23 protein-coding genes and 1 riboswitch are annotated in these 21,783 nt (G+C 65.8%); of the genes, 3 read left to right on the top strand and 20 right to left on the bottom strand.

Going from position 1 to position 21,783, the window contains the following annotated elements; genetic code table 11:
* Positions 1-2: 2 nt before the first annotated feature.
* From VFG49_RS15625 to VFG49_RS15585, 9 genes are all read right to left on the bottom strand, one after another.
* A complete protein-coding gene (locus VFG49_RS15625) occupies positions 3-1,316 on the bottom strand; it encodes an ABC transporter permease (RefSeq protein ID WP_324862202.1) in 1,314 nt (437 codons plus the stop codon).
* A 72-nt stretch (positions 1,317-1,388) separates the two neighbouring features.
* Positions 1,389-2,624: an ABC transporter permease gene (locus VFG49_RS15620; protein WP_324862165.1), complete on the bottom strand. Its 1,236-nt coding sequence runs from the start codon at positions 2,622-2,624 to the stop codon at positions 1,389-1,391.
* A 10-nt stretch (positions 2,625-2,634) separates the two neighbouring features.
* A complete protein-coding gene (locus tag VFG49_RS15615; protein ID WP_324862163.1) occupies positions 2,635-3,948 on the bottom strand; it encodes an ABC transporter permease in 1,314 nt (437 codons plus the stop codon).
* Between the two features lie 64 nt (positions 3,949-4,012).
* Positions 4,013-4,735 carry an ABC transporter ATP-binding protein gene (locus VFG49_RS15610; protein ID WP_130619520.1) on the bottom strand — a complete coding sequence of 241 codons (723 nt, stop codon included), beginning with the start codon at positions 4,733-4,735 and terminating at the stop codon, positions 4,013-4,015.
* Between the two features lie 32 nt (positions 4,736-4,767).
* The gene (locus VFG49_RS15605) at positions 4,768-6,039 is read right to left on the bottom strand and encodes an efflux RND transporter periplasmic adaptor subunit (RefSeq protein WP_324862158.1); all 1,272 of its coding nucleotides are present in this window, start codon (positions 6,037-6,039) and stop codon (positions 4,768-4,770) included.
* Between the two features lie 179 nt (positions 6,040-6,218).
* Complete coding sequence (locus tag VFG49_RS15600; protein WP_324862156.1) at positions 6,219-6,803, bottom strand: hypothetical protein; 585 nt, start codon at positions 6,801-6,803, stop codon at positions 6,219-6,221.
* Between the two features lie 136 nt (positions 6,804-6,939).
* Complete coding sequence (gene hemP / locus VFG49_RS15595) at positions 6,940-7,161, bottom strand: hemin uptake protein HemP (RefSeq protein WP_324862154.1); 222 nt, start codon at positions 7,159-7,161, stop codon at positions 6,940-6,942.
* Positions 7,162-7,251: 90 nt separating this feature from the next.
* Positions 7,252-8,145 carry a subclass B3 metallo-beta-lactamase gene (gene bla, locus VFG49_RS15590; RefSeq protein WP_324862152.1) on the bottom strand — a complete coding sequence of 298 codons (894 nt, stop codon included), beginning with the start codon at positions 8,143-8,145 and terminating at the stop codon, positions 7,252-7,254.
* Between the two features lie 345 nt (positions 8,146-8,490).
* A complete protein-coding gene (locus VFG49_RS15585; RefSeq protein ID WP_324862150.1) occupies positions 8,491-9,459 on the bottom strand; it encodes an aldo/keto reductase in 969 nt (322 codons plus the stop codon).
* Between the two features lie 143 nt (positions 9,460-9,602).
* Here VFG49_RS15585 and ahr point away from each other — a divergent pair, with 143 nt between their 5' ends.
* On the top strand, positions 9,603-10,622 hold the full coding sequence (gene ahr / locus VFG49_RS15580) for an NADPH-dependent aldehyde reductase Ahr (protein ID WP_324862148.1): 1,020 nt from the start codon (positions 9,603-9,605) through the stop codon (positions 10,620-10,622).
* 26 nt (positions 10,623-10,648) lie between these two features.
* On the top strand, positions 10,649-10,906 hold the full coding sequence (locus VFG49_RS15575; RefSeq protein WP_324862146.1) for a DUF6868 family protein: 258 nt from the start codon (positions 10,649-10,651) through the stop codon (positions 10,904-10,906).
* A 51-nt stretch (positions 10,907-10,957) separates the two neighbouring features.
* Here VFG49_RS15575 and VFG49_RS15570 read toward each other — a convergent pair whose 3' ends face one another.
* The 10 genes from VFG49_RS15570 to VFG49_RS15525 all read right to left on the bottom strand — a co-directional run bounded on the left by VFG49_RS15570 (position 10,958) and on the right by VFG49_RS15525 (position 19,584).
* Entirely contained in the window at positions 10,958-11,527 is a 570-nt protein-coding gene (locus VFG49_RS15570) for a hypothetical protein (protein ID WP_324862143.1), read from the bottom strand.
* Positions 11,528-11,967: 440 nt separating this feature from the next.
* Entirely contained in the window at positions 11,968-12,462 is a 495-nt protein-coding gene (locus VFG49_RS15565) for a phosphatidylglycerophosphatase A (RefSeq protein WP_324862141.1), read from the bottom strand.
* Complete coding sequence (thiL, locus tag VFG49_RS15560; protein ID WP_324862139.1) at positions 12,459-13,436, bottom strand: thiamine-phosphate kinase; 978 nt, start codon at positions 13,434-13,436, stop codon at positions 12,459-12,461. Before thiL ends, VFG49_RS15565 begins: the two co-directional genes overlap by 4 nt.
* 37 nt (positions 13,437-13,473) lie before the next feature.
* Positions 13,474-14,013: a GNAT family N-acetyltransferase gene (locus tag VFG49_RS15555; protein ID WP_324862137.1), complete on the bottom strand. Its 540-nt coding sequence runs from the start codon at positions 14,011-14,013 to the stop codon at positions 13,474-13,476.
* The gene (nusB, locus tag VFG49_RS15550) at positions 14,013-14,459 is read right to left on the bottom strand and encodes a transcription antitermination factor NusB (RefSeq protein WP_324862135.1); all 447 of its coding nucleotides are present in this window, start codon (positions 14,457-14,459) and stop codon (positions 14,013-14,015) included. Before nusB ends, VFG49_RS15555 begins: the two co-directional genes overlap by 1 nt.
* A complete protein-coding gene (gene ribE, locus VFG49_RS15545) occupies positions 14,459-14,920 on the bottom strand; it encodes a 6,7-dimethyl-8-ribityllumazine synthase (protein ID WP_324862133.1) in 462 nt (153 codons plus the stop codon). The genes nusB and ribE overlap by 1 nt, the downstream gene beginning before the upstream one ends.
* 342 nt (positions 14,921-15,262) lie before the next feature.
* Positions 15,263-16,219 (bottom strand): muramoyltetrapeptide carboxypeptidase, encoded by a 957-nt coding sequence (ldcA, locus tag VFG49_RS15540; RefSeq protein ID WP_324862131.1) that lies wholly within the window; start codon positions 16,217-16,219, stop codon positions 15,263-15,265.
* A 183-nt stretch (positions 16,220-16,402) separates the two neighbouring features.
* A complete protein-coding gene (gene ribBA / locus VFG49_RS15535; protein ID WP_324862129.1) occupies positions 16,403-17,494 on the bottom strand; it encodes a bifunctional 3,4-dihydroxy-2-butanone-4-phosphate synthase/GTP cyclohydrolase II in 1,092 nt (363 codons plus the stop codon).
* Positions 17,495-17,635: 141 nt separating this feature from the next.
* Complete coding sequence (locus VFG49_RS15530; protein ID WP_324862126.1) at positions 17,636-18,277, bottom strand: riboflavin synthase; 642 nt, start codon at positions 18,275-18,277, stop codon at positions 17,636-17,638.
* 131 nt (positions 18,278-18,408) lie between these two features.
* Positions 18,409-18,578: riboswitch (FMN riboswitch) on the bottom strand.
* Positions 18,579-18,672: 94 nt separating this feature from the next.
* Positions 18,673-19,584: a LysR family transcriptional regulator gene (locus VFG49_RS15525; RefSeq protein ID WP_324862124.1), complete on the bottom strand. Its 912-nt coding sequence runs from the start codon at positions 19,582-19,584 to the stop codon at positions 18,673-18,675.
* A gap of 88 nt (positions 19,585-19,672) precedes the next feature.
* Between VFG49_RS15525 and VFG49_RS15520 the strand changes: the two genes are divergently transcribed.
* Entirely contained in the window at positions 19,673-20,683 is a 1,011-nt protein-coding gene (locus VFG49_RS15520) for an NAD(P)-dependent alcohol dehydrogenase (RefSeq protein WP_324862122.1), read from the top strand.
* A 22-nt stretch (positions 20,684-20,705) separates the two neighbouring features.
* Here VFG49_RS15520 and VFG49_RS15515 read toward each other — a convergent pair whose 3' ends face one another.
* Positions 20,706-21,722, bottom strand: a complete 1,017-nt coding sequence (locus VFG49_RS15515; RefSeq protein WP_324862120.1) for a Gfo/Idh/MocA family oxidoreductase — start codon at positions 21,720-21,722, stop codon at positions 20,706-20,708.
* Positions 21,723-21,783: the final 61 nt, after the last annotated feature.

The following is a 21,783-nucleotide window of genomic DNA, read 5'->3' as shown; positions in this document are numbered from 1 at the left end:
CCTCAGTTGGACTTCAGCTGCCACGCAGGCTGGACCTGCGCCGCACGCCACGTGGGATAGAACGCAGCCAGCACGGTGGCCGTCACCGCCAGCAACAGGGTCAGCGCCACCAGCGAGAGGTCCAGGTGCGCGAGGCGCGCGATCTGCGGTTCGAACACGAGCCCGACGCCGAACATGCCCGCCCCGGTAAGCACCAGGCCCAGCACGCCACCGGCAAGACCGACCATCGCCGCCTCCGCTAGGAACTGCCGGTAGATGTCCGCACGCGATGCACCCAGCGCACGACGCACGCCGATTTCCGGAGCCCTCCTCATGAACTTCGCCAGCAGCAGGCCGATCGTGTTGACCAGGCAGATCACCAGGAAACCCAGCGCGAGCGACAGCGAAATGCGACTTTCCGGCGGCACCGCGTGTTCGTGGTCAAGCCAGGCGTGCACGTCGCGCAGGCGGTTGTTCGGCGCCCAGTTGAAACGGCCCGCCTTGCGCTGCTCTTCGGCATAGCCGTCCAGGAACTGGCGATAGGCTTGCACCTGGTCGGCGGTGTTGAGTTCCACCCACGGGCTGATCCACACGCACTCGCCGCGCAGCCAGCTGTCAAAATCGTCGCCGCGCTTGCCGTCGCTGCCGCAGTTGTTGTTGCCGTAGGTATCGATGCGCTGGTCGATGGCATAGGTGAACGGGATGTACACCTGCGGCGCATCGGCATACGCATTGCCGCTGAACATGTCGAAGAAACGAGGCTTGGGATCCCAGTTCTCGCTCACGCCGACGATACGGTACTGGCGATCTTCCAGCGTAATGCGTCGACCCACGCTGTTCTCGCCACCGAACAGCTTCTGGTTGAGCGTGCGGCTGATCACCGCCACGGGCTCGCGCGCGTTGTCCTGCTCCGCGTTCCAGCCGTTGCCGTACCGGAACGGCACGTCGAACATCGGGAAGAAGTCGCCATAGGTTGCATAACCCATCGCCTTGAACGGCATGCGATGCGCGTCATCGGGCATCACCGACAGGCCGACCTGGAACAGCAGCGTCTGCCTTGGCGCCTTGTGCGCGCGCATCAGCGCCATGGCGTCGGTGTAGTTGAGCGCATCGGGCGGCTCGCCCTCGCGGTTGTACTGCGGGCCGCGGTTGTCGATCTGCGGTGCAAACAACTGCGAGGACTTCTGCGGTATCGGGTCACCCGATACCGCACGGAACACGGCGTACGTCACCATCGACGCCGCCACGCCAAACCCGATCGACATGATCATCAGCGCCGTCAGCAGCGGGTTGCGCCGCAGGCTGGCCGTGCCAAGTCGCAGGTTGTGGACAAACATGCCGCTCATGAATACCTCGTTCCGCTTGCGGACTCTGCCGGTGACATTCTTCCGTGACCTATCGATGCCGCCTTACACCGAGCGCGTCGCTTCCACCGGCGGCACGCGTGAGGCGCGCACGGCCGGAGCGAGCACGGCGCCCTGCCCCAACAGCAGCAGCACCACCACGCCGACCAGCACGTAAAGCAGGGAAAGCCGCGCCATTTCGAACTGGGTGACCAGCCACAGGTTCATGCCCACGGCCATCAGTGCACCTATCACGACGCCGGCCGTGCCGATCAGCAGGTTTTCGGTGAGGAAGTAGCTGAGGATGTCGCGTTGCGTGGCACCCAGCGCACGTCGCACGCCGATCTGCTTGCGGCGCTGGCCCACCCAGAAGCTGGTGAGGCCCACGATGCCCGCCGCCGTGATCGCCAGCAGCACCAGGCACACCACGCCCATCAGGATCGCCATGCCGCGATCGCCCTTGGTCGCCACATCGCGCACCATGGCGTAGCTGCGCACGCCACGCTCCGAAGGAATCACGCGCATGCGATTGACCTTGGTGAGTGCCGCCGGCGCCGACTTCATCACGTCCTGCAACTGGCCCGGCTTGGTGCGGATCAGGTAGTTGGTGTAAGAGCCGGTGAGCAGGAATGGCTCGAGCACGGCGTTCTCGAAGAAGTTGTCCGCCCAGGTACCGTTCCACGGCACGATCAGCTGGGCCACGATGCCGATGATGGTGCTGGGCTTCTTGCTGTCGCCCAGGTAGATCGGCTTGCCCAGCGCGGAACCGTCCGGATACATCTTGTCGGCCATCGCCTTGCTGACGATCACCACCGCCGGATCGCCCACGGCCTGCGGATCGGCATCGCTGATTTCGTCGGCGCGGAAATTGCGGCCGGCGATCAGGCGTGCGCCCATCGTCGCCAGTGCATGGTCATCCACGAAATACAGCGTGGTGTGACCCTTGGGCTTTTTGTCATCCGCATTGAGACGCACGCCGGTAGACCAGCCGCCGCCGCGCAGCGGGTAGGAGTTCACCGAGATGGCGTCCTGCACGCCCGGCAGCTGGCGCAACGCCTGGACGTCCGCACGGGACAGCGTACCGCCGCCCTTGAAGTCGTCCACGCCGACGAAGCGGTTCTGGATCGCCATAAGGTCGGTCTCGACCATCCCGCTGGGACGCGAGATGCGTTCGATACGCTGCTGGATGATGAACAACGCGTTGCACACGATCGCCAGCGTCAGCGCGATCTGCATGGCGATGAGGATGGTGCCGGCCTTGTGTCGCTTGAGCGCGGCGAGAATGGGCTTGATCTGCAGCATGGTCATCGCCTCAATTGGATTTCAGCTGCCAGGCCGGCTGCACCTGCGCCGCCCGCCACGTGGGATAGAAGGCCGCCAGCACGGTGGCGAGGATGGCCACCAGCAAGGTCAGCGCCATCAGCGACATGTCGAGCGTCGCCAGCTTGGCGATGTCAGGCTCGAACACCAGCGATACGCCGAGCACGCCCAGGCCGGTCAGCAGCAGGCCCAGCACGCCACCGGCCAGGCCGATGGAACCTGCCTCGATCAGGAACTGCAGGTAGATTTCCTTGCGCGACGCACCCAGTGCCCGGCGCACGCCGATCTCCGCCGAGCGCTTGAGGAACTTGGCAAGCAGCAGGCCCACCGTGTTCACCAGGCAGATCAGCAGGAAGCCCAGCGACACCAGCAGCGACACCTTGGCCTCCTGAGGCACAACCTTCTGGTAGTCCAGCCACTCCATCACGTTGCGCAGGCGCGTGTTCGGCGCCCACTTGAATCGGCCGGCGCGCTGCTGCTCGGCCGAGTAACCGTTGAGGTACTGGCGATAGGCGTCCGCATCAGCGGTGGTCGGCAGTTCCACCCAGAAGCCCGTCCACACGCACTCGGAGTGAATCCAGGCATCCCAGCCGTTACCCGCGTCACGATTGCAGTTGTTGTTGCCGTTGGTACTGATCTTCAGTTCCACCGCGCGCGTGAAGGGAACGAACACTTCCGTGGGATCGTCGAAACCATTGGTGTTCACGGCGTCGAAGAACAACGGTTCGGGATGCCACTTGTCCATCACGCCGGTGATGCGATAGCTGCGTCCGTTGAGGTTGATCTCACGGCCAACGCTGTTGGCACCACGAAACAGCTTGTCGTTGAGCTCGCGGCCGATCACCGCCACCGCCGAGTGCGCATCATCGTCTGCCGCGTTCCAGCCACCGCCGTAGATGAAGGGAATGTCGAACATCGCGAATGCATCGGCGTAGACGCCGTAGCTGTTCTCGCGGAACGGCAGCATGTTCACGTCGTCGGGCACGATTGAAAGACCGATGGGATACAGCGCGGTCTGCCGTTTGCCACGCTTGTCGCGCATCAGGTTGATGGCGTCGGTATAGCTCATCGCGCTCGGCGGCTCGCCCTTGTTCTCGGCGGCGTCCTCCGGACCCCAGTTGTCGATCTGCGGAACGTACAGCCGCGACGACTTGTTGGGGATGGGGTTGTTCGACGTGGCGCGGAACACCGAATAGGTGGTCATCGATGCGGCCACGCCGAAACCGATCGCCATCACCATCAGCGCGGTCAGCAACGGGTTTTTGCGCAGGCTGCGCAGGCCAAGCTGGAGGTAGTAGGCAAACATGGTCGTCCGCTCAGGGGGCGATGTCGGCCTCCCGCCGAAAGCGGGAGGTGTCCTTGGGTGGTCGTCAGGCCGGCGAGTTGGCGCGTGCCGCATGCACCGCCTGGTGGAAACGCGGGTCTTCCGCGAGGTCCACGACCTGGCCGTCGATGATGTGCACGTTGCGCTGTGCGCGGGCGGCGAGTTCCGGATCGTGCGTCACCATCACGATGGTGGCGCCCTCACGATGGATTTCCTCGAGCAGCTCCATCACGCCACGCGCCATCTGCGTGTCCAGGTTGCCGGTCGGTTCGTCCGCCAGCAGCAGGCGCGGCGAGCCGGCCAGCGCACGGGCAATGGCCACGCGCTGCTGCTGGCCGCCGGAGAGTTCGGCCGGGTAGTGCTTGGCACGCGATGCCAGACCCACGCGCTCCAGTGCGTTCATGATGCGGTCCTTGCGCTCCGGACCCTTCATGCCGCGATAGCGCAGCGGCACTTCGACGTTGTCGTAGACATTGAGGTCGGGAATGAGGTTGAACGCCTGGAAGATGAAGCCGATCTTCTCGTTGCGGATCTTCGAACGCTCGTTGTCGTTGAGGTTGCTCACCTCCACGCCGTCCAGGTGGTACTGGCCGCCGGTGAAGGTTTCAAGCAGGCCGGCGATGGTGAGGAAGGTGGTCTTGCCCGAGCCGGACGGACCGGTGACGGCCACGAACTCGCCTTCGTTCACGTTGATGTTGAAATCACGCAGCGCGTAGGTCTCCACCACTTCAGTGCGGTAGACCTTGGACAGGTGGGTCATCTTGAGCATGGTTGCGTCCTTCGGTGGTTCGGTGGTGGTGGTTAGTTGCTGATGGCGACGCGCTGGGCGCCCTTGAAGCTGTCGGTACCGGAGATCACGATGTTGTCGCCTTCCTTCAGGCCATCGAGGATCTCCACCTTGTCGATGCTGCTGACGCCGACGCGGATGGGATGCTTCTCGGCAACGCCGTCGCGCACGATGTAGGCGTAGCTGCCGCCCGATTCGTCGACGAAGGAGCCGCGCTGCACGGTGAGCACGTTGTCGCGCTTGTCGAGCAGGATGCGCACCGACAGGCGCTGGTTCTGGCGCAGCTGCTTGGGCGTGGCGCCGTCGAAGCGCAGGCGCGCGGCCACTTCGCCATTCACCACTTCCGGCGAGATGGCGCTGACCAGGCCCTTCCACACGCTGCCGTTGCCGCTGATCTCGCCGGCCATGCCGATGCCCAGATCGCGCGCGAAGCTTTCCGGCACCTTCATTTCCACTTCCAGCGCGGTCAGGTCGATCACGCTGAGCAGCTGGGCATCCTTGGCGACGGTGGCGCGTTCGGCGATGAACAACTGGCCGACCTGGCCATCCACCGGCGACTTCACGTTGAGGTCGTCCACCTGGCGCTGCAGGTCCTTCACCAGCAGCACCTGGCGATCATGCGCGAGCTTCTTGGACTGGATGTCGAAGTTGAGGCTGTCGGTGTTGGTGGACAGGTCAGCCTTGGCGTGCTCCAGCGTGATGCGCGCCTTCTCCAGCGAGTCCTTGGACTTGTCGACGTCCATGCTGGGCACCGCGCCCTGGGCAAACGCCTTCTGGTAACGGGCCAGATCGCGCTGCGCGCCCTGCTGGTCGATGCTGGCGTTGTCGTAGGCCTTCTGCAGTTCGCCGCGCGTCTTGCGGGCATCGATCTGCGCACGCAGGTAATCCACCTGCATCGCGTCGGCCGCGCTCTGTTCCTGCGCGAGCTTGTTGGTGAGCTCGGGGCTGTCGATCACGGCGAGCACCTGGCCCTTCTTCACCGCATCGCCCGCGTGCACCTTGAGCGTCACCGCGCCGCCATACGTGGCATACATGGTGGGGCTGACGGCGGCCACGATCTTGCCTTCGGCCGCGATGTCACGGACGAAGGGTCCACGCTGCACGGTGGCGAAGGCGAGGCGCGAGGAGCTCACCGAAGCGTCGGCGGAGAACAGGCGGCCGATGCGCGGGCCGAACAGCGCCAGCAGCGCGAGTACGGCAACACCGCCGCCGATCAGCATCATGCGGCGCCTGGGATTGGATTTGACCTCGACCAGACGGTCTTGCGCGGAAGTGTCACGAATCATCGATGGGTCCCTGGCCGCGGACAATGCGGCCCCTGGTTCCTGTCAGCAATTGGCGTGCCAACTGGAAATCGATGACTTACTGCGGTCTTTTCAGTGAGTTAGAAAGCCACCCGCACGACGGACAGCTGTCCGCGGACACCGTCACGGACAGACGGACAAGCGTCCGCGGACGGCGGGACTCAACCCAGCGCCGGTTCCAGCTCCACGGCGGACGAGCGCGCAACCTCGCGGGCAATGTGCCGCCCCAACGAGGACAAGTGGCCAAGTGGCAGCGTATCCAGCACGGCCATCGCACCGAGGGAGCGCGTGCTGAAACACACCAGTTCGGCACTGGCCGCGCGGCAGGCCACGTGACGCGGGCACAGCGGCGCAGCCGGCAAGGGCTCGCCTTGCGACAGCAGTGCATCCCAGGCCAGATAGTCGGTGTCGGGCAGCAGGTGCAGGCGCGCGCAGAACTCGCCGTTCGCATCCACGCAATCGACCCACTCGCGGGGGCCATCGGCGCCGATCATGCTCGATACGATCAATCCTTCGGTACGCAGCAGCGGCGCCAGCTCGCAGCGTGCGGCCAACCAGCCCGCGGGCAACGGCCAGGGCTCGGCATCGGTGCAGCGCGCGGGCAGGTACAGCACGCTGCCGAGCCATGGCAGGCGCGCGGCCAAGGCGCTGCCGGACATCGGCACCAGACAGCGGCTGATGGACCAGTGGGCCGCTTCGTAATTCGGTTGGATCGTGGCGAAGGCGTGCGCGAGCCAGGCAAACATCGTCAATCTCCTGCGTGGGAGGCGACCCGGCTGGCGTTCCGCGGAACGGCGTGGCGATAGGCCTGAGCAACGAGCCCGGTAACCCGGGCGGGGAGAACAGGCATCCATGCCCATGAAGCGCTCCTCGGTGAGGCGATTACTTGGTGAGGATCAGCTTGTCGTTGCGCGTGAGGCGCAGGTGGTACTCGTTGCCCTGGTGCTGGATCACCAGCTCGCGCTCGCCGTTGAGCAGCGATTGGCTGGACACGCGGCGGGCCGGTGCCTCAGTCGAGGGCGCGGGCGCCTTGAGGGTCAGCAGGCGAAACGCGCGAACCGGCGCCGGGGCGCCGTGCGGCAGGGTCAGGACGCTGGTCGTCATGGTGGAACTCCGCAGTGGGAAGTGGCACATGAATGATAATAATTCTCATTTAAGTGTCAACCCATTGAAGGCCCCTATGCGACGTCCTGTTCAGTGCCCGCCCTTGCCGCTCGGCTGCACGCCCTTTTCCTTGGCCAGCCGCGCCTCCAGCTTGGCCCGCCCTGCTTGGGCATAGGCACGGCAGGCGTGGCCGTCGATCACGGGGTCGGGCTTGGCGCCGGCGTCGCGCAGCGCCACGCGTTCGAGGAAATCGCTCTGGCCCGGATGGGGCGACAGCAGGATGTCGCAAGGCAACGACGCGATCGTGTCGATGCTTCGCCGATAGGCTTCCAGGCGTTCCGGATGCGCCGGGTCGCCGAACCGGTAGCCATCGGCCGCGAAGGCACCGAGGCTGTCCGCGTACACCATGTTCATGCAGCGCCCCGCTTCGCACGCGCGCCAGGTCCACGTCGTGGCACCCGGCGTGTGGCCCGGCGTGTAATGCGCCGTAATCGCCACGTCGCCCACCTGCACGACACCGTGGTCGGCAACGACGATGACTTGCGCAACAGGAGGAAACAGCGGTGCTTCCCCGTATTGGGGATCGGCCGGGTCCTTGCCGCCCAGCATCAGCGCCTTGGCGCCCGCGCTGCTTGCTTCCACGCGGGCACCGCTGTCGCGCGCGAGTTCGGCGATGGCGCCGGCATGGTCCGAATGCGCGTGCGAGTTGAGGATCAGCTTCACATCGGTGATGCGAAAACCCAATGACGCGATGTTCGCTTCGATCTGCCTCGCGTTCTGCGGCAGCGTGCCGTCGATCAGCACCAATCCCTGCCCCGTGTCGACCAGAACGGAACTGAGGCCACGCGTGCCGACGTAATACGTATTGCCGTAGATGCGGAACGGCTTCTGCGGCTGCGTCCATTCGGGATCTTCCGCATGCGCGCAGGAGAAGGCCGAAACGGCGAGGGCGGCGGCAAGCGCCATGCGGAGTGAGGGCTTCATGCGTGAGGGTTCCTTGATGGGTCCCGGCACCGTGCCTTTCCGGGCCGGCGGGTTGCGGGCAGTAGATGGCAATCCGGGGGCGGGTTGCAGGCAATGCGAGGCGGATGGGGATGGCGCGCTTCGTGATGTGTCGGTGGCGAGTCGCGCACAGGGCGCGCTCCCACAGGAACTCGCCGATGCCGCCGCCCTTCGCGCACTGGGTGCGCTCCTACAAAAAAGTACCGGTCGCCGCGCTCGCGAAATGCCCAAGGGGTAGGAGCGCACTCAGTGCGCGACCGCAGCGTTAGGACATCGCCACTCCGCCGGCCTTTCGCCCATCGCCCCCACTCGCAAGATAGGCAACGATCAACCCAGCGCTTGCTCGATCCGCTTCAACACCTCGGCGTCCAGGCGCGGCAGCACGTCCAGCGCATCCAGATTGTGTTTGAGCTGGTCGAGCTTGCTTGCCCCCAGCATCACCGTCGAGACATGTGGATTCACCAGGCACCACGCCACGGCCAGCTGCGCCATCGACACGCCCAGGTCCGATGCGATCGGTGTGAGCCGCCGTACTTTGTCGATGCGCGCACCGCCCTGCTCCAGGATCGCTTCGCGCAGCCATTCATAGCCCGGCTGCGCAAGGCGCGCGTCGGCGGGCATGCCGTCGTTGTATTTGCCGGTGAGCAAGCCCGAAGCCAGCGGTGACCAGATGGTCGTGCCCATGCCGTAGGCGCTGTACAGCGGGGCGTATTCCTGTTCGACCCGCTCGCGGTGCAGCAGGTTGTACTGGGGCTGCTCCATCGTTGGCGCGATCATGTAGTTTTCGCGAGCGACGCGATGCGCTTCCACGATCGCTGCCGCCGGCCATTCGCTGGTGCCCCAATACAGCACCTTGCCCTGGCGCACCAGCATGTCCATGGCCGCGACGGTTTCCTCGATCGGCGTGTCCGGATCGGGACGATGGCAGAAGTAAAGATCCAGATGTTCCACGCGTAGCCGCTGCAAGGCCTGGTGACAGGCCTCCACCACGTGCTTGCGCGAGAGGCCGCGCTGCGTGGGCAGCGGATCGTCCACGGCGCCGAAATACACCTTGCTCGACACGCAATAGCTGTCGCGAGGAAAGCGCAGGTCCGCCAGCACATCGCCCATCAGCGTCTCTGCCACGCCGTGGTTGTACGTCTCGGCGTTGTCGAAGAAGTTGACGCCCCGATCGTGCGCCATCGCCAGCAGATCGCGCGCCAGCGAGCGGCCCACCTGGCGGCCGAAGGTCACCCACGCACCGAACGACAGCGCCGACAACTGCAGGCCGGATTTTCCAAGACGTCGATATTGCATGGGTGCACTCCTGGCGAAGGGGATGGAACAGCATGCAAGAGCAGGCGCGCGGCGTCCATCGGCAGCATCTATACGCCATGCGCACGCCATGGAGATTAGGCTGCCCGGTCGCCGACGCATGCACATTCACGGGAGCCAGAACTATGTCGCAGATGCAGGGTTGGGCAGCCACTGAGGCGGGCAAGCCGCTGTCGCTACAGACCTTCGATCTCGGGGCGCTCGGTGCCGAAGAGGTGGAAGTCGCGGTCGACTATTGCGGCATCTGCCATTCGGACCTCTCCATGATCAAAAACGAATGGGGCATGTCACGCTTTCCGTTCGTGCCGGGGCATGAGGTGATCGGGCGCGTCACGGCTTTGGGCGAACATGCCAAGGGCCTGGCGATGGGACAGCGCGTGGGCATCGGCTGGACGGCTTCCAGTTGCATGCACTGCAAGCAATGTCTCTCCGGCCATCAAAACCTCTGCCCGGAAGGCCTCGCGACGATCGGCGGCGGACACCAGGGCGGTTTCGCCGACAAGGTGCGCTCGCACTGGGCGTGGGCGGTGCCGCTGCCCGAAGGCATTGACCTGGCCAGCGCGGGTCCGCTGTTGTGCGGCGGCATCACCGTGCTCAAGCCCTTCCTGTCCTACCGCGTCAGCCCCGGCGCCCGCGTGGGCGTGGTGGGCATCGGCGGCCTCGGCCACATGGCGCTCAAGTTCGCGCGGGCATGGGGATGCGAAGTCACGGCGTTTACCTCCAACGCGGCGAAGGCCGACGAAGCGCGCGCGTTCGGCGCGCACAACATCGTTTCCAGCCGCGACGCTTCCGCGATCAAGGCGATCGCCGGCTCGCTCGACATGCTGCTGGTTACGGTGAACGTGCCGCTGGACTGGAACGCGCTGCTGGGCACGCTGGCGCCGATGGGCCGCATGCATGTGGTGGGCGCCGTGCTTGAGCCGATTCCGGTGCCGATCTTCACCTTGATGATGGGCGAGCGTGAAGTCTCAAGTTCGCCCACCGGCTCGCCCGTCGACATCGCCACGCTGCTCGATTTCGCCACGCGACATGACATCCGCCCGCAGGTGGAAATGTTCCCGATGGACCAGGTGAACGAGGCGCTCAGGCATCTCGCCGATGGCAACGCGCGCTATCGCATCGTGCTGGAAGCCAAGGCAAGCTGAGCGCACCACCTGCGAAGGAGCCACCGATGACTGTCCAATCGCTGCGCGCGGTGCTGGGCTGGGCTGGGCTGGGCTGGGCTGCGATCTTCAACCTGGCGCTGGTCACCGTGTGGTTTGCGCTGTTCCGCCTGCTGCACGGTCCGATGTACGCACTGCACCGGCGCTGGTTCCGCCTGTCGGAGGAAACCTTCGACGCGATCCACTACGCGGGCATGGCCTGGTACAAGACTTCGACCTGGATGTTCTTCATCCTGCCCTACTGCGCGTTGCGACTGGCCAGCTGACCGTTTTCGCCGATGCGGGGACGCCGCTGCATCCCCGCGTCCTTTAGCGCTTCATGGCAGCAAATGGACGTCCATCCGCTTGTCGATGCCGTCGTCGGCACCCGGTCGGCCCACGTCGCGCAAGCGGTCGCTGGTGCCCCATTGCTTGAGCGCGGCCAGCACGGCGTCATCCTGCCCGTCCTTGCGCACGTAGATGTCCAGGTAGCGATAGTCATCACAACCGGTATCGCAATGGAAACTGGAAAAGCCCAGCGCTTCGATCTTGCCGTACTCGTCCACCACGATGGCGGCGGCGTTGCCCGTGCAATCGCGTGCCGGGCATGCCGAATACAGGTAGCGCCCGTTCCCGAGCAGCACCACGTTGTACTGTTGCCCACTGAAGGCCGAGAGCGCCTGCGCACTGAGCGAGCGCTTTGAGCTGAAATAGCTGGCTTTTTCGTCGCCGACGAAATGCCCCAGCGCCGTGGTGAAGCCCGAGGCGCGCGAAAGCTCGCTTGCGCTGGAACAGGTCGATGGATCGATCAGACGGCACGGCCCGGCCGGCTTGTCAGCCGCCCATACCGACGCCGAAAGGCTCCAAGCGAGCGCGATCAGACATGCCAACCCGAAAAGTTTGCGCATGACACACCCCCTGATGGTCAAACCCCCTGCACGCCGGCGCCAGGCCGGCTTCCCCTGCCCCGCTACCGTCAGATGCGCTTACGCTGGCGCGCTGCGGTGATGCAGGGCCGGAATGCGTCCGCCAAATTGCCGTACAGACGCCCCTGTTGCAGCTGCCGGCAAAGCTTCACGCGGCACTGCAGCATTAGTAGATGCCTACATAGACGGGGTTTCCATAGGAATTTTTGTCGGTGCCGCAGGCATGCAGCAGCCAGAAATGTGCGTTTTCACATATTCATCACGGGTGGCGCCATCGCCCACCCGGCCTGCAAACAGACTGACAATTCCGCTTCAGTGCGTTTTTCGCGATCTCACTGGCCACCATGGACGGCCAAACATGGGCACGGCAAATGGACGGCCAAACAGTCGCTTCGCGCGAAACGCGCTCCTGCAAGGACTCGCTACAGCCGCAGCAGCAACGCCAGCACGAGCGCGGCGAACACGCCGGCGACCACGTCATCGACCATCACGCCCATGCCGCCCTTCAGCTGCCGGTCCAGCCAGCGAATGGGCCAGGGCTTCCACACGTCGAACAGGCGAAACAGCGCAAAGCCGAGCACCACGCTCCACCACGGTGCCCACAGCGCGGGCATGAGTGCGATCCACAATCCGACGAATTCGTCCCACACGATGCTGCGGTGATCGTCCACACCCACAGCGCGTCCCGCGATGCCGCATGCCCACACGCCCACGACGAAAGCGACCGCGATGGCAAACACATGGAGCTGAAGCGGCAACGAGCGCAGCAGCAGCCAGGGCAGGATCGCCGCCAGCGAGCCGAACGTGCCCTGCGCGACGGGTGCCAGCCCAGAGCCGAAACCGCAGGCGATCCAGCCGGCGGGCGTGGCCAGCAGGAGCCGACGCTGATCGGGCGTGAGTGTCTTCTTGTCGCTCATGCGAAGTGGTCCCAGCCGTGATGGTTCGTTTCCAGCCATTGGCCCTGTTCGTCGCGCACGCGCACGCGATCGCCCTCGACCATGCGCCCGATGCGCGTGGCGCCGCAGCCCATCCGCGCGAGGTCACCCTGCACTTCGGCGACCTGCGAAGACGGCACCGTGAAGCAAAGCTCGTAGTCGTCGCCGCCGGACAGCGCGAAGTCGCGCGTCACGACATCGTCGAACGCGCCCAGCAGCATCGACGAGCGCGGCAGCAGCGAGGCGTCGATCTCGGCGCCCAGCGCGCTGGCCTCGCAGATATGCCCGAGGTCGGCGACCAGGCCATCGGACACATCGATGCACGCCGTGGCACGGCCACGCAGGGCCAACCCCGCCTGCAGGCGCGGCGTGGGGCGATGGAGACGTTCGATCAGATACGCCGCGCGACCGTCGCCTTCTGCCACGCGAGCACCTGACTGCAGTAGTCGCAGACCGGCCGCTGCGTCGCCCAGCGTGCCGGTTACCAGCACCACGTCGCCCGCGCGGGCGCCGGCACGCGTGAGCGCCTTGTCGGGCGGCACGAAACCATGCACCGCCACGCTCACCGAAAGGGGTCCACGCGTGGTGTCGCCGCCGATAAGGGCCAGCCGGTGAGGCTGCGCGAGCTGCGCGAAGCCTTCGGCAAAGCCGTCGATGAATTGCTGCGCCTGCTCCGCCGGCTGGCGCGGCAGCGTGAGTGCCAGCAGTGCCCAGGCCGGGCTGGCGCCCATCGCGGCGAGGTCGGAGAGATTTACTGCCAACGATTTCCAGCCGATGTCAGCCGGATCGGTGCCCTGCGGGAAATGCACGCCTTCGACCATGGTGTCGATGGCGATGGCCAATTCCTGACCGGCCGGTGGTGCCACCAGCGCGGCGTCATCGCCAATCCCCAGACGCACGTCTTCGCGGCCTTGCGCGGTGCGTTCGCGGATGCGGTCGATCAGGCGAAATTCCATGGATGCGGCCCGAGTGCGTGAAGGGTCGCCGCCGATGCTACCGGCTGAACACGACAGTGGGGCCGCCGTGGTAGGTCGATTCCTGCCAGCGCTTGAAGCCGGCCTTCTCGGCCACGCGGATCGATGGCTGGTTGGCAGGATCGATGATGCACACCGCGCGCATGCCGGGTCGATGCTGCTCGGCCCAGTGGATGGCGGCGACCACCGCTTCGCTCGCGTAGCCCTTGCCATGCGCGTGCGACGCCAGCACCCAGCCAAATTCCAGCATGCCTTCCAGCGACGGTTGCAGGTCGCGCTTGAAGTCGGCGAAACCGATGTCGCCGATGTAGCGCCCCGTGGACTTCTCTTCCACGGCCCAATAGCCGTAGCCCAGCACGCTCCATAGGCCCATGTACTGCAGGAAGCGGCGCCAGATTTCCTCGCCGGTCAGCGGGCGGCCACCGATGAAGCGAGTCACTTCGGGATCGGACCAGATCGCCACGCGCTCGGCGTGGTCTTCGGCACGATGCGCCCGCAGGCGCAGGCGCTCGGTGTCGAGGACGGGAACGACGGGAGACTGCCGCTCCACGCCGTCCATCAGCCGCGCTTTTCCGTGGAGCGCAGCGCGTTGGCCAGCTTGTCCAGCACGCCGTTGACGTAGCTGTGGCCATGGTCGGCGCCGAAACGCTTGGTGACCTCGATGGCCTCGTTGATGATCACGCGGTAGGGCACGTCCGGGCGGTACTTCAGCTCGTAGGTGGCCAGGCGCAGTGCCGCGCGCTCGATCGGATCGATCTGCTCGACCTCGCGGTCGACGTACGGCTTGATGGCCTCGTCGATGGCGGCGGCATGGCGCTCGATGCCGTGCAGCAGGTCTTCGAAGTACTCGAGGTCGGCCACTTCCATGTCTTGCTCGTGGCGGAACTGATCGATCACCGCATTCATGCGGCTACCACCGATCTGCCAGGCATACAGCGCCTGCAGCGCGCGGCGACGGGCGCGGGACCGTGCAGCGAGATCGATGCCTTCGGGACGTTGGTTCATCACAGCTTTCCGTACAGGTTGACCATCTCGAGCGCCGCCAGTGCCGCGTCCGCGCCCTTGTTGCCGGCCTTGGTGCCGGAACGCTCGATGGCCTGTTCGATGGTGTCGGTGGTCAGTACGCCGAACGCCACCGGCACGCCGGAGCCGTAGGCAGCCTGGGCCAGGCCCTTGGCGCATTCGCCGGCCACGTAGTCGAAATGCGGGGTGGAACCGCGGATCACCGCGCCCAGCGCGATCACCGCGGCGTATTTGCCGGAGTTCGCCACCTTGTGCGCAGCCAGGGCGATTTCCCAGGCGCCCGGCACCCGGATCAGCTCGATGGCGTCGTCCTTCACGCCGTGGCGCACCAGCACATCACGCGCGCCAGCCACCAGGGGCTCGACGACGAAGCCGTTGAAACGGCCGGCGACGATGGCAAAACGGCCTTTGGGCGTGGCGAAATCGCCTTCGATGATCTTCATGAATCGGGGTTTCCTGTGGGCTCGGTGGCCCATGCGGGCCGGCTATTTTACGGGAATTAAGGCAACACTGACCAAGTATCGTCGCCGTCACCAGCCCTGTCTGTTCGCAGGCCACAGGGCCGTCGACGAAGGCAGCCTGACTGGCTGTCGAGACGGCGGACCGAAGGCCTGCGGGCAGACAGGGCTGGCCCCGCATGCTGAATCAAGGAATGGGTGATGCCTGGAAGGCCCGCAAGCTGCGCCGCGCGGCTTGGCAAGACGGCCAGCCTTCCCGGCGCCACGCGACACAGCTTGCAGGCCTTCCAGGCACCATGACGGCAACGATACTTGGTCAGTGTTGCCTTAAGGCAACGTGCCCGGATCGGGCCGGGAAACCGCCCCGGACAGGTGCGGATGCCCGCTGATGGTGAGGCTGGCCTGCCCGTCAGCCACGCGCAGCCGCGCGGGAACGCCGAACGGCAGGGTGAACTTGTCCGCCTCGTGCCCGAACGGCAGATCGCGGACCACCGGGATATGAGCCACCCGGCTGATGTGGTCCAGCACGGCGGCCACGTCGTAACCGTTGTCGTAACTGTGCGGGCGGCAGTTGGTGAAGTGGCCGAGAACCAGGGCGCGTTGGCGGTCCAGCACGCCGGACAGATGCAATTGGTACAGCAGGCGCTCGATGCGGAACGGCGGCTCGCCCACGTCTTCCACGAACAGGATGCCGCCGTCGATCCTGGGGAAATACGGCGTGCCGATCAGGCTGCACAGCATGGCAAGGTTGCCACCCCATAGCGGGCCTTCGACATCCAGCATGGTTTCGGTGGTGGTGGCCCAGCGCGCCGTGGCCTCGGGCTGGGTGACGGCCTGCCAGAAATGCTCCCACATCAACCCGTTGAGCGTGGGCGCGCCGAAGTCGGGTCCCAGCATGGGGCCACCGAACGTGGTCAGCCCGGCCTTGGCATGCAGCGCCATCTGGATGACGGTGAAATCACTGTGCCCGACCAGCAGCGTGGACGTGCCCGCGAGTCGCTCGCGCAGGGCGCCGTAGTGGATGTGTTCCAGCAGTCGCGTGGCGCCATAGCCGCCGCGCACCGCCAGCACGATGTCAGGCAGGGACGGATGGATGGCCAGATGATTGAGGTCCACCAGGCGTTCTGCATCGCTGCCGGCAAAGCGGTGCTCGACCCGGTCCAGCACGTCGAGGCCTTCGATCGCACACCCGGCCGCCCGCAGCCGCGCCACGCCGCGCGTCATGGCGTCGCGATCATGTGGGTAGCCCGAGGGTGCGATGAGGCGGAGCGTCGTGGAGGTCATGGCTGGCCGATGGTGGTGAAAGCCCGAGTATGCCGGTGGCGTTGTGGCGCGGAAGTGGCGAGGCGGTGCAAAGCCCCTTCCTTTTGTGGGAGCGCACCCTGTGCGCGACCGCGGAGCCTCCATCTCGCCGCTGTGCCCGTCAGTCGCGCACAGCGTGCACTCCCACAGGGGACGCTTTTGCGTTCAGACGTGCTCAACCACTTCCAACCCAAACCCACCCAGACCCACCATCTTGCGCGGCGTACCCAGCACGCGCAGTCGGTGAATGCCCAGGTCGGCCAGGATCTGAGCGCCCAGGCCCAGCTGGCGCCATTCCTGCTGCTGCGCCTCCTCCGGCTCCTGCGCCAGCGGCTGGCGGTTGAGGCGGCGCAGCAGCGCATCGGCGGTGTCTTCGCCCGAGAGCACCAGCAGGGCACCGCGATCCTCATCGGCGATGCGGCGCAGCGCGGAGGTCACCGTCAGGCCCAGGTCATCGCGCTGCAGATGCAGCACGTCCGACAACGTGTTGCGCACGTGCACGCGCGTGAGCACCGGCGCACCGTCATCCACCTTGCCGCGCAGCAGCGCGAAATGCAGGCCGTGGCGGATCGCGTCGCGGTAGGCCACGAGGCGGAACGGGCCGAACTCGGTCTGCACGTCTTCCTCGTACACGCGCTGCACCGTTTTTTCGGTTTCGAGGCGGTAGCGGATCAGGTCGGCGATGGTGCCGATCTTGAGGCCGTGCTTCTTCGCGAATACTTCCAGCTCGGGGCGGCGCGCCATCGAGCCGTCCTCGTGCAGGATCTCGATCAGCACCGCCGACGGCTCCAGCCCCGCCAGCGCGGCAAGATCGCAGCCTGCCTCGGTGTGGCCGGCGCGCGTGAGCACGCCGCCCGGCTGTGCGGTAAGCGGGAAGATATGGCCCGGCTGGGACAGATCCTGCGGCTTCGCATCCGACTTCACCGCGACCTGGATGGTGCGTGCACGGTCATGCGCCGAGATGCCGGTGGTGACGCCTTCGGCCGCCTCGATCGAGACGGTGAAGTTGGTGTGGTATGGCGACGTGTTGTCCACCACCATCGGGCGCAGGCCGAGCTGGCGCGTGCGCTGCTCGGTGAGCGTGAGGCAGACCAGGCCGCGCGCCTCGCGCACCATGAAGTTGATGTCCTCGGGGCGCACCATCTGGGCGGCCATGATGAGGTCGCCTTCGTTCTCGCGGTCCTCGTCGTCGAGGATGACGACCATGCGGCCGGCGCGGATGTCTTCGAGGATCTCGGGGATGGTGTTGAAGCTCATGGATCGGATTCCGTGTGTTTGATCCTTCTCCCCTCGGGAGAAGGGGCCCGAAGGGCGGATGAGGGGGCGGTCGGGGCGGTGCGTTCAAGATTGCGCACGCCCCGCACCCTCTCCCCGCCTCTTTCCGGGAAGGCGAGGGAGTTAAGCGAAGCCGTGCTGCTTGAGAAACGCCTCATCCAGTCTCGGCGCATCGCCACTGGCGATAAGCCGCTCGATATAGCGCGCCACCACGTCCACTTCGATATTCACCGCATCACCCGCCCTGCGTGCGTGGAATGCCGTGTGTTCCACCGTATGGGGGATAAGGTTCACGCCGAAGCGATGCCCGTTCACCTCATTGACGGTGAGGCTGGTGCCGTCGATGCAGATCGAGCCCTTGGCCGCGATATAGCGCGAGAGATTCGCCGGCACCTCGAACGTCCAGCGCTGCGAGCGCCCGTCGGGCGTCACGGCGACCACTTTGCCCACGCCGTCGACATGGCCGGAGACGAGATGGCCACCCAAACGGTCGGCCAGGCGCAACGCCTTTTCCAGGTTCACCGGATCGCCGGCCTTCAGCTTGCCCAGCGTGGTGAGCGACAGCGTTTCGTTGGAGACATCCGCGCTGAAACCGCGCGGCTCCAGGGTCACGGCAGTGAGGCACACGCCGGACACGGCGATGCTGTCGCCCAGCTGCACATCGGCGAGATCGAGGTCGGCCGTATCGACGTTCAGACGCACGTCACCGCCGCGCGGCTCGAGCCGCGCGATGCGGCCCACGCTCTGGATGATCCCGGTAAACATCAGCGCACCTCCCGAATGGAGGCCGCGGTGGAACAATAACGATGCTTGGACATGAAACGTTTCCCGCGTGAATAGCTGCGAAAAACGCCCCAAGGCGTCTGGCAGGCACACGCCCGCGAAGGCGTGCGCCATACCGTCTTCTCTCATCCGGACTTTCTGGAGGCCATCGCTGGCTTCCAACCGTCGGCTCCGGCATTGGACCGGATCTGCTGACCTTCCGATGACACCGGAAGCGCTCGCGGGCTCGTACCCGAAGGCACCTACCGCCGGTGGGGAATCGCACCCCGCCCTGAAGACGTCGTTTGTGGTTTTTGCCGGCGGACCGGCGTGCGCAGTCTACCATCAACCCTGCCCGCGCTCGCCGCGCCAGTGTCCATCGGGGAGAACAACGCGTCTCAGGCACCGCCCAGGTGGGTCGCCAGGAAATCGATGAGGCGGCGCACGGCCGGTGCGCGATCGGCGCCTGGCAGCCACACCAGGTGGATGGGGGAAAGGCTCAGTTGCCAGTCGGGCAACACTTCGACCAATTCGCCGGAGGCGAGCAACGGATCGCCCATGTAGTCGCCCTGGACGCCGATGCCAACGCCGGCCAGTACGGCGTCGCGGATCGCCTTGGAATCGTTGCACTGGAGCACCGGTTCGACGCGCACCGAGCGCCGTCGGCGTTGCTGCGTGAACTGCCAGAGCGTGCCGGTGCGCAGCCCACTGAATGCCAGGCAACGATGCGACTTGAGGTCGGCGGGGTCGTTCAGCGGTGGCGCGTGCTCCAGGTAACCCGGTGTGGCGCACAAGTAACGACGCATGTTGCCCACCCGCCGCGCCACCAGCTGCGATGATTCGAGCCGGCCGGCGCGCACGGCAAGATCGACCTTCGCCGCAACCAGGTCGACATAGGCATCGTCGTAGGTCGCCTCGATGCGCACAGAAGGATGTTCAGCCATGAAGCGGCCCAACAGCGGCGCCACTCGGTGGATGCCGTAATTACGCGGCAGGTGCACACACAGGCGCCCCTGCAGCTCGCCCTCCTGTGGTCGCAGTTCCACGGCCAGCTCCCCCAAGACCGCCTCCAATCGCTGGCAATGGGCCAGCAGTTGCTCGCCGCGCGCGGTGAGCACGACGCGCCGCGTCGTACGCAGGAAAAGCCTCGCGCCCACGACGGTTTCCAGCGCGGCGATGCGCCGGCTCAGCACCGAAGGCGTGCAACCGGTCTCGCGTGCCGCCAACGAAAAATTGAGCAACCGCGCCGATGCGGCGAAGGCCCGCAGCTCCCGGACCCGTGTCGGCGTCAGTTCGAATGATTTATTCATTATTTGAATAAATGAAGTGCAATGACAATGGATTATCACGCAGGCGAGGCAGGGCCACCATGCCGCCCATCTTCCGCGGAGCCACGCCATGCGCGCCTATCAACTCACTTCTTTCGGCCTGGACCACCTGCAACGCACCGAACTTCCTGACCCGCAGCCGGGCCCCGGTCAGGTACGGGTGCAACTGAAGGCCGCCTCGCTCAACTACCGCGACCTGCTGCTGGCCCGTGGCGAGCTGTATCGCGGCGTAGACCTGCCCCTGGTGCCAGTGTCCGACGGCGCAGGCACCGTGGTCGCCGTGGGCGCAGGCGTGCAGCGCTTCAAGCCCGGCGACCGCATCACCACGCTGTACAAAGCGCGCTGGGTCGCCGGCGCCATGCGGCCCGAGTGGGTCGGCGCGGAGCCGGGCGGCCCCGACCATGGCGTAATGCGCGACCTCGCCTGCTTCGACGCCTATGCGCTGGCCCATGCGCCGGCCGGCCTCGACCATCGCCAGGCGGCCACCCTGCCCATCGCGGCGCTCACCGCATGGCAGGCACTGGAGCTGGCCCGGTTCACCAGCGGCCAATCGGTGCTGATCCTCGGTACCGGCGGCGTGTCGCTGTTTGCGTTACAGCTGGCCAAGCTGCGCGGCGCCAGGGCGATCGTGCTCTCCTCCAGCGATGAAAAGCTCGAGCGAGCCCGCGACCTGGGCGCCGACGTGGTCATCAACTACCGCACGCATCCGCAGTGGAGCCCGCTGGTGCGTGACGCCACCGGCGGCAGGGGTGTCGACCTGGTGGTGGAGACAGTGGGGGCTGCCACCTTGCCGCAATCGATCGACGCCGCGGCGATGCACGGTTTCATCGCCGTGGTCGGGTTCATGGGAGGCGACGATGCACAGATACGCCTGACCCAGGCGATCCTCAAGCGCCTGCGCATCGAGGGCCTTTCCGTGGCGCCGCTGGAACAGCACGAACGCATGGTCGCGGCGGTGGAACTGGGCCACCTGCAGCCAGTGATCGACCGGGTCTACGGCTTCGACCAGTTGCGCGAAGCGCTGGAGTTCATGGCCTCAGGCCAGCACTTCGGCAAGATCGTGATCGACTTCGAACGTTGATCGTCCCGGCGGCGCCTGAACCTCAGGCGCCGATCGGCTGGCCGGTCTCCCGGCGGTAGTCGCGCAGCACCTGGTCCATCACCCAGCTGGTGCGCGCGCCGGTTTCCGCGGTGGAGGGGCATGCCCCCTTCTCGCCGGTGAGCTCGGCCACGATGGTTTCGATCAGCGGTTGCTGGATGTGCAGCGGGTTCTCGACATGGTGCTCGTGCGTACCGCGGGCATTCTCGACCGTGATTGGCCCGTTGCCGAACGTGGCGAACGCGATGCGCCCTTCGTCGCCGACCACCTCGATCTGGTCGTGGTGCCTGTAGCTGCCGAAATTCCACAAGCCCGTGCCCAATACGCCGTTGCCGAGAGCGAACGACATCGCCACCGTATCCTCCGGCGGATAAGCGCCCAGCTGATTGCTCGCATGGCCACTCACCGAGACGATCGGACCGAACAGCCAGTCGATGATGTCCAGCGTATGGCAGCCGATGTCCATGAACACGCCGCCGCCGGACATGTCTGGCTGCACGTGCCAGGGCAGGTTCCTGGGGTCGTGGTAGCGCGGATGGTGCGGCTCGTGCAGCACGGTGTTGACGATGCGCGGCTTGCCGATCGCCTGCTGGCCGAAAATCAATTCGCGCACCTTCTGGAAGCGCGGCAGCGCGCGGCGGTAGTACGCCACGAACACCGGCACGTTCGCCTGGCGCCCTGCCTGGATGATCGCCTCGCATTCGGCGTGATCCATCGCCATCGGCTTTTCCACGTACACCGGCTTGCCCGCAGCGATGGCCATCAGCGCGTACTGCTTGTGCGTGGACGGCGGCGTGGCGACATACACCGCATTGACCTCGGGATCGCCGATCAGCTTCGCCGCGTCGTCGTACCAGCGCGGCACGCCGTGACGCTCGGCATAATCGCGCGCCTTGTCGCCGTCACGACGCATCACCGCCACCAGCGCGGAATGGGGCGTCTTGCTGAAGCCCGGACCACTCTTTACCTCGGTGACGTTGCCGCAACCGATGATGCCCCAGCGGATCGCTGCCGTTGTCATGTGGTCTTGAACTCCTTCTGCAGGAACTGCTGGTGATAGGCGTGGAATACGTTCACCTCCG

Source organism: Dyella sp., assembly GCF_035685885.1.
Taxonomy (GTDB): domain Bacteria; phylum Pseudomonadota; class Gammaproteobacteria; order Xanthomonadales; family Rhodanobacteraceae; genus Dyella.
Note: the sequence above shows the minus strand (reverse complement) of the source record. Positions and strands in the feature narration are given on the sequence as shown.

Bases quoted from the DNA above. Each gene is read 5' to 3' on its own strand.
- VFG49_RS15575 (WP_324862146.1), top strand. From the start codon at position 10,649: ATGACTGTCCAATCGCTGCGCGCGGTGCTGGGCTGGGCTGGGCTGGGC.
- VFG49_RS15585 (WP_324862150.1), bottom strand. From the start codon at position 9,459: ATGCAATATCGACGTCTTGGAAAATCCGGCCTGCAGTTGTCGGCGCTG.
- hemP (WP_324862154.1), bottom strand. From the start codon at position 7,161: ATGACGACCAGCGTCCTGACCCTGCCGCACGGCGCCCCGGCGCCGGTT.
- ahr (WP_324862148.1), top strand. From the start codon at position 9,603: ATGTCGCAGATGCAGGGTTGGGCAGCCACTGAGGCGGGCAAGCCGCTG.
- VFG49_RS15610 (WP_130619520.1), bottom strand. From the start codon at position 4,735: ATGCTCAAGATGACCCACCTGTCCAAGGTCTACCGCACTGAAGTGGTG.
- VFG49_RS15520 (WP_324862122.1), top strand. From the start codon at position 19,673: ATGCGCGCCTATCAACTCACTTCTTTCGGCCTGGACCACCTGCAACGC.
- VFG49_RS15625 (WP_324862202.1), bottom strand. From the start codon at position 1,316: ATGTTTGTCCACAACCTGCGACTTGGCACGGCCAGCCTGCGGCGCAAC.
- VFG49_RS15530 (WP_324862126.1), bottom strand. From the start codon at position 18,277: ATGTTTACCGGGATCATCCAGAGCGTGGGCCGCATCGCGCGGCTCGAG.
- bla (WP_324862152.1), bottom strand. From the start codon at position 8,145: ATGAAGCCCTCACTCCGCATGGCGCTTGCCGCCGCCCTCGCCGTTTCG.
- VFG49_RS15620 (WP_324862165.1), bottom strand. From the start codon at position 2,624: ATGCTGCAGATCAAGCCCATTCTCGCCGCGCTCAAGCGACACAAGGCC.
- VFG49_RS15555 (WP_324862137.1), bottom strand. From the start codon at position 14,013: ATGGACGGCGTGGAGCGGCAGTCTCCCGTCGTTCCCGTCCTCGACACC.
- VFG49_RS15600 (WP_324862156.1), bottom strand. From the start codon at position 6,803: ATGTTTGCCTGGCTCGCGCACGCCTTCGCCACGATCCAACCGAATTAC.
- VFG49_RS15615 (WP_324862163.1), bottom strand. From the start codon at position 3,948: ATGTTTGCCTACTACCTCCAGCTTGGCCTGCGCAGCCTGCGCAAAAAC.
- nusB (WP_324862135.1), bottom strand. From the start codon at position 14,459: ATGAACCAACGTCCCGAAGGCATCGATCTCGCTGCACGGTCCCGCGCC.
- ldcA (WP_324862131.1), bottom strand. From the start codon at position 16,219: ATGACCTCCACGACGCTCCGCCTCATCGCACCCTCGGGCTACCCACAT.
- thiL (WP_324862139.1), bottom strand. From the start codon at position 13,436: ATGGAATTTCGCCTGATCGACCGCATCCGCGAACGCACCGCGCAAGGC.
- VFG49_RS15570 (WP_324862143.1), bottom strand. From the start codon at position 11,527: ATGCGCAAACTTTTCGGGTTGGCATGTCTGATCGCGCTCGCTTGGAGC.
- VFG49_RS15605 (WP_324862158.1), bottom strand. From the start codon at position 6,039: ATGATTCGTGACACTTCCGCGCAAGACCGTCTGGTCGAGGTCAAATCC.
- VFG49_RS15515 (WP_324862120.1), bottom strand. From the start codon at position 21,722: ATGACAACGGCAGCGATCCGCTGGGGCATCATCGGTTGCGGCAACGTC.
- VFG49_RS15565 (WP_324862141.1), bottom strand. From the start codon at position 12,462: ATGAGCGACAAGAAGACACTCACGCCCGATCAGCGTCGGCTCCTGCTG.
- ribBA (WP_324862129.1), bottom strand. From the start codon at position 17,494: ATGAGCTTCAACACCATCCCCGAGATCCTCGAAGACATCCGCGCCGGC.
- ribE (WP_324862133.1), bottom strand. From the start codon at position 14,920: ATGAAGATCATCGAAGGCGATTTCGCCACGCCCAAAGGCCGTTTTGCC.
- VFG49_RS15525 (WP_324862124.1), bottom strand. From the start codon at position 19,584: ATGAATAAATCATTCGAACTGACGCCGACACGGGTCCGGGAGCTGCGG.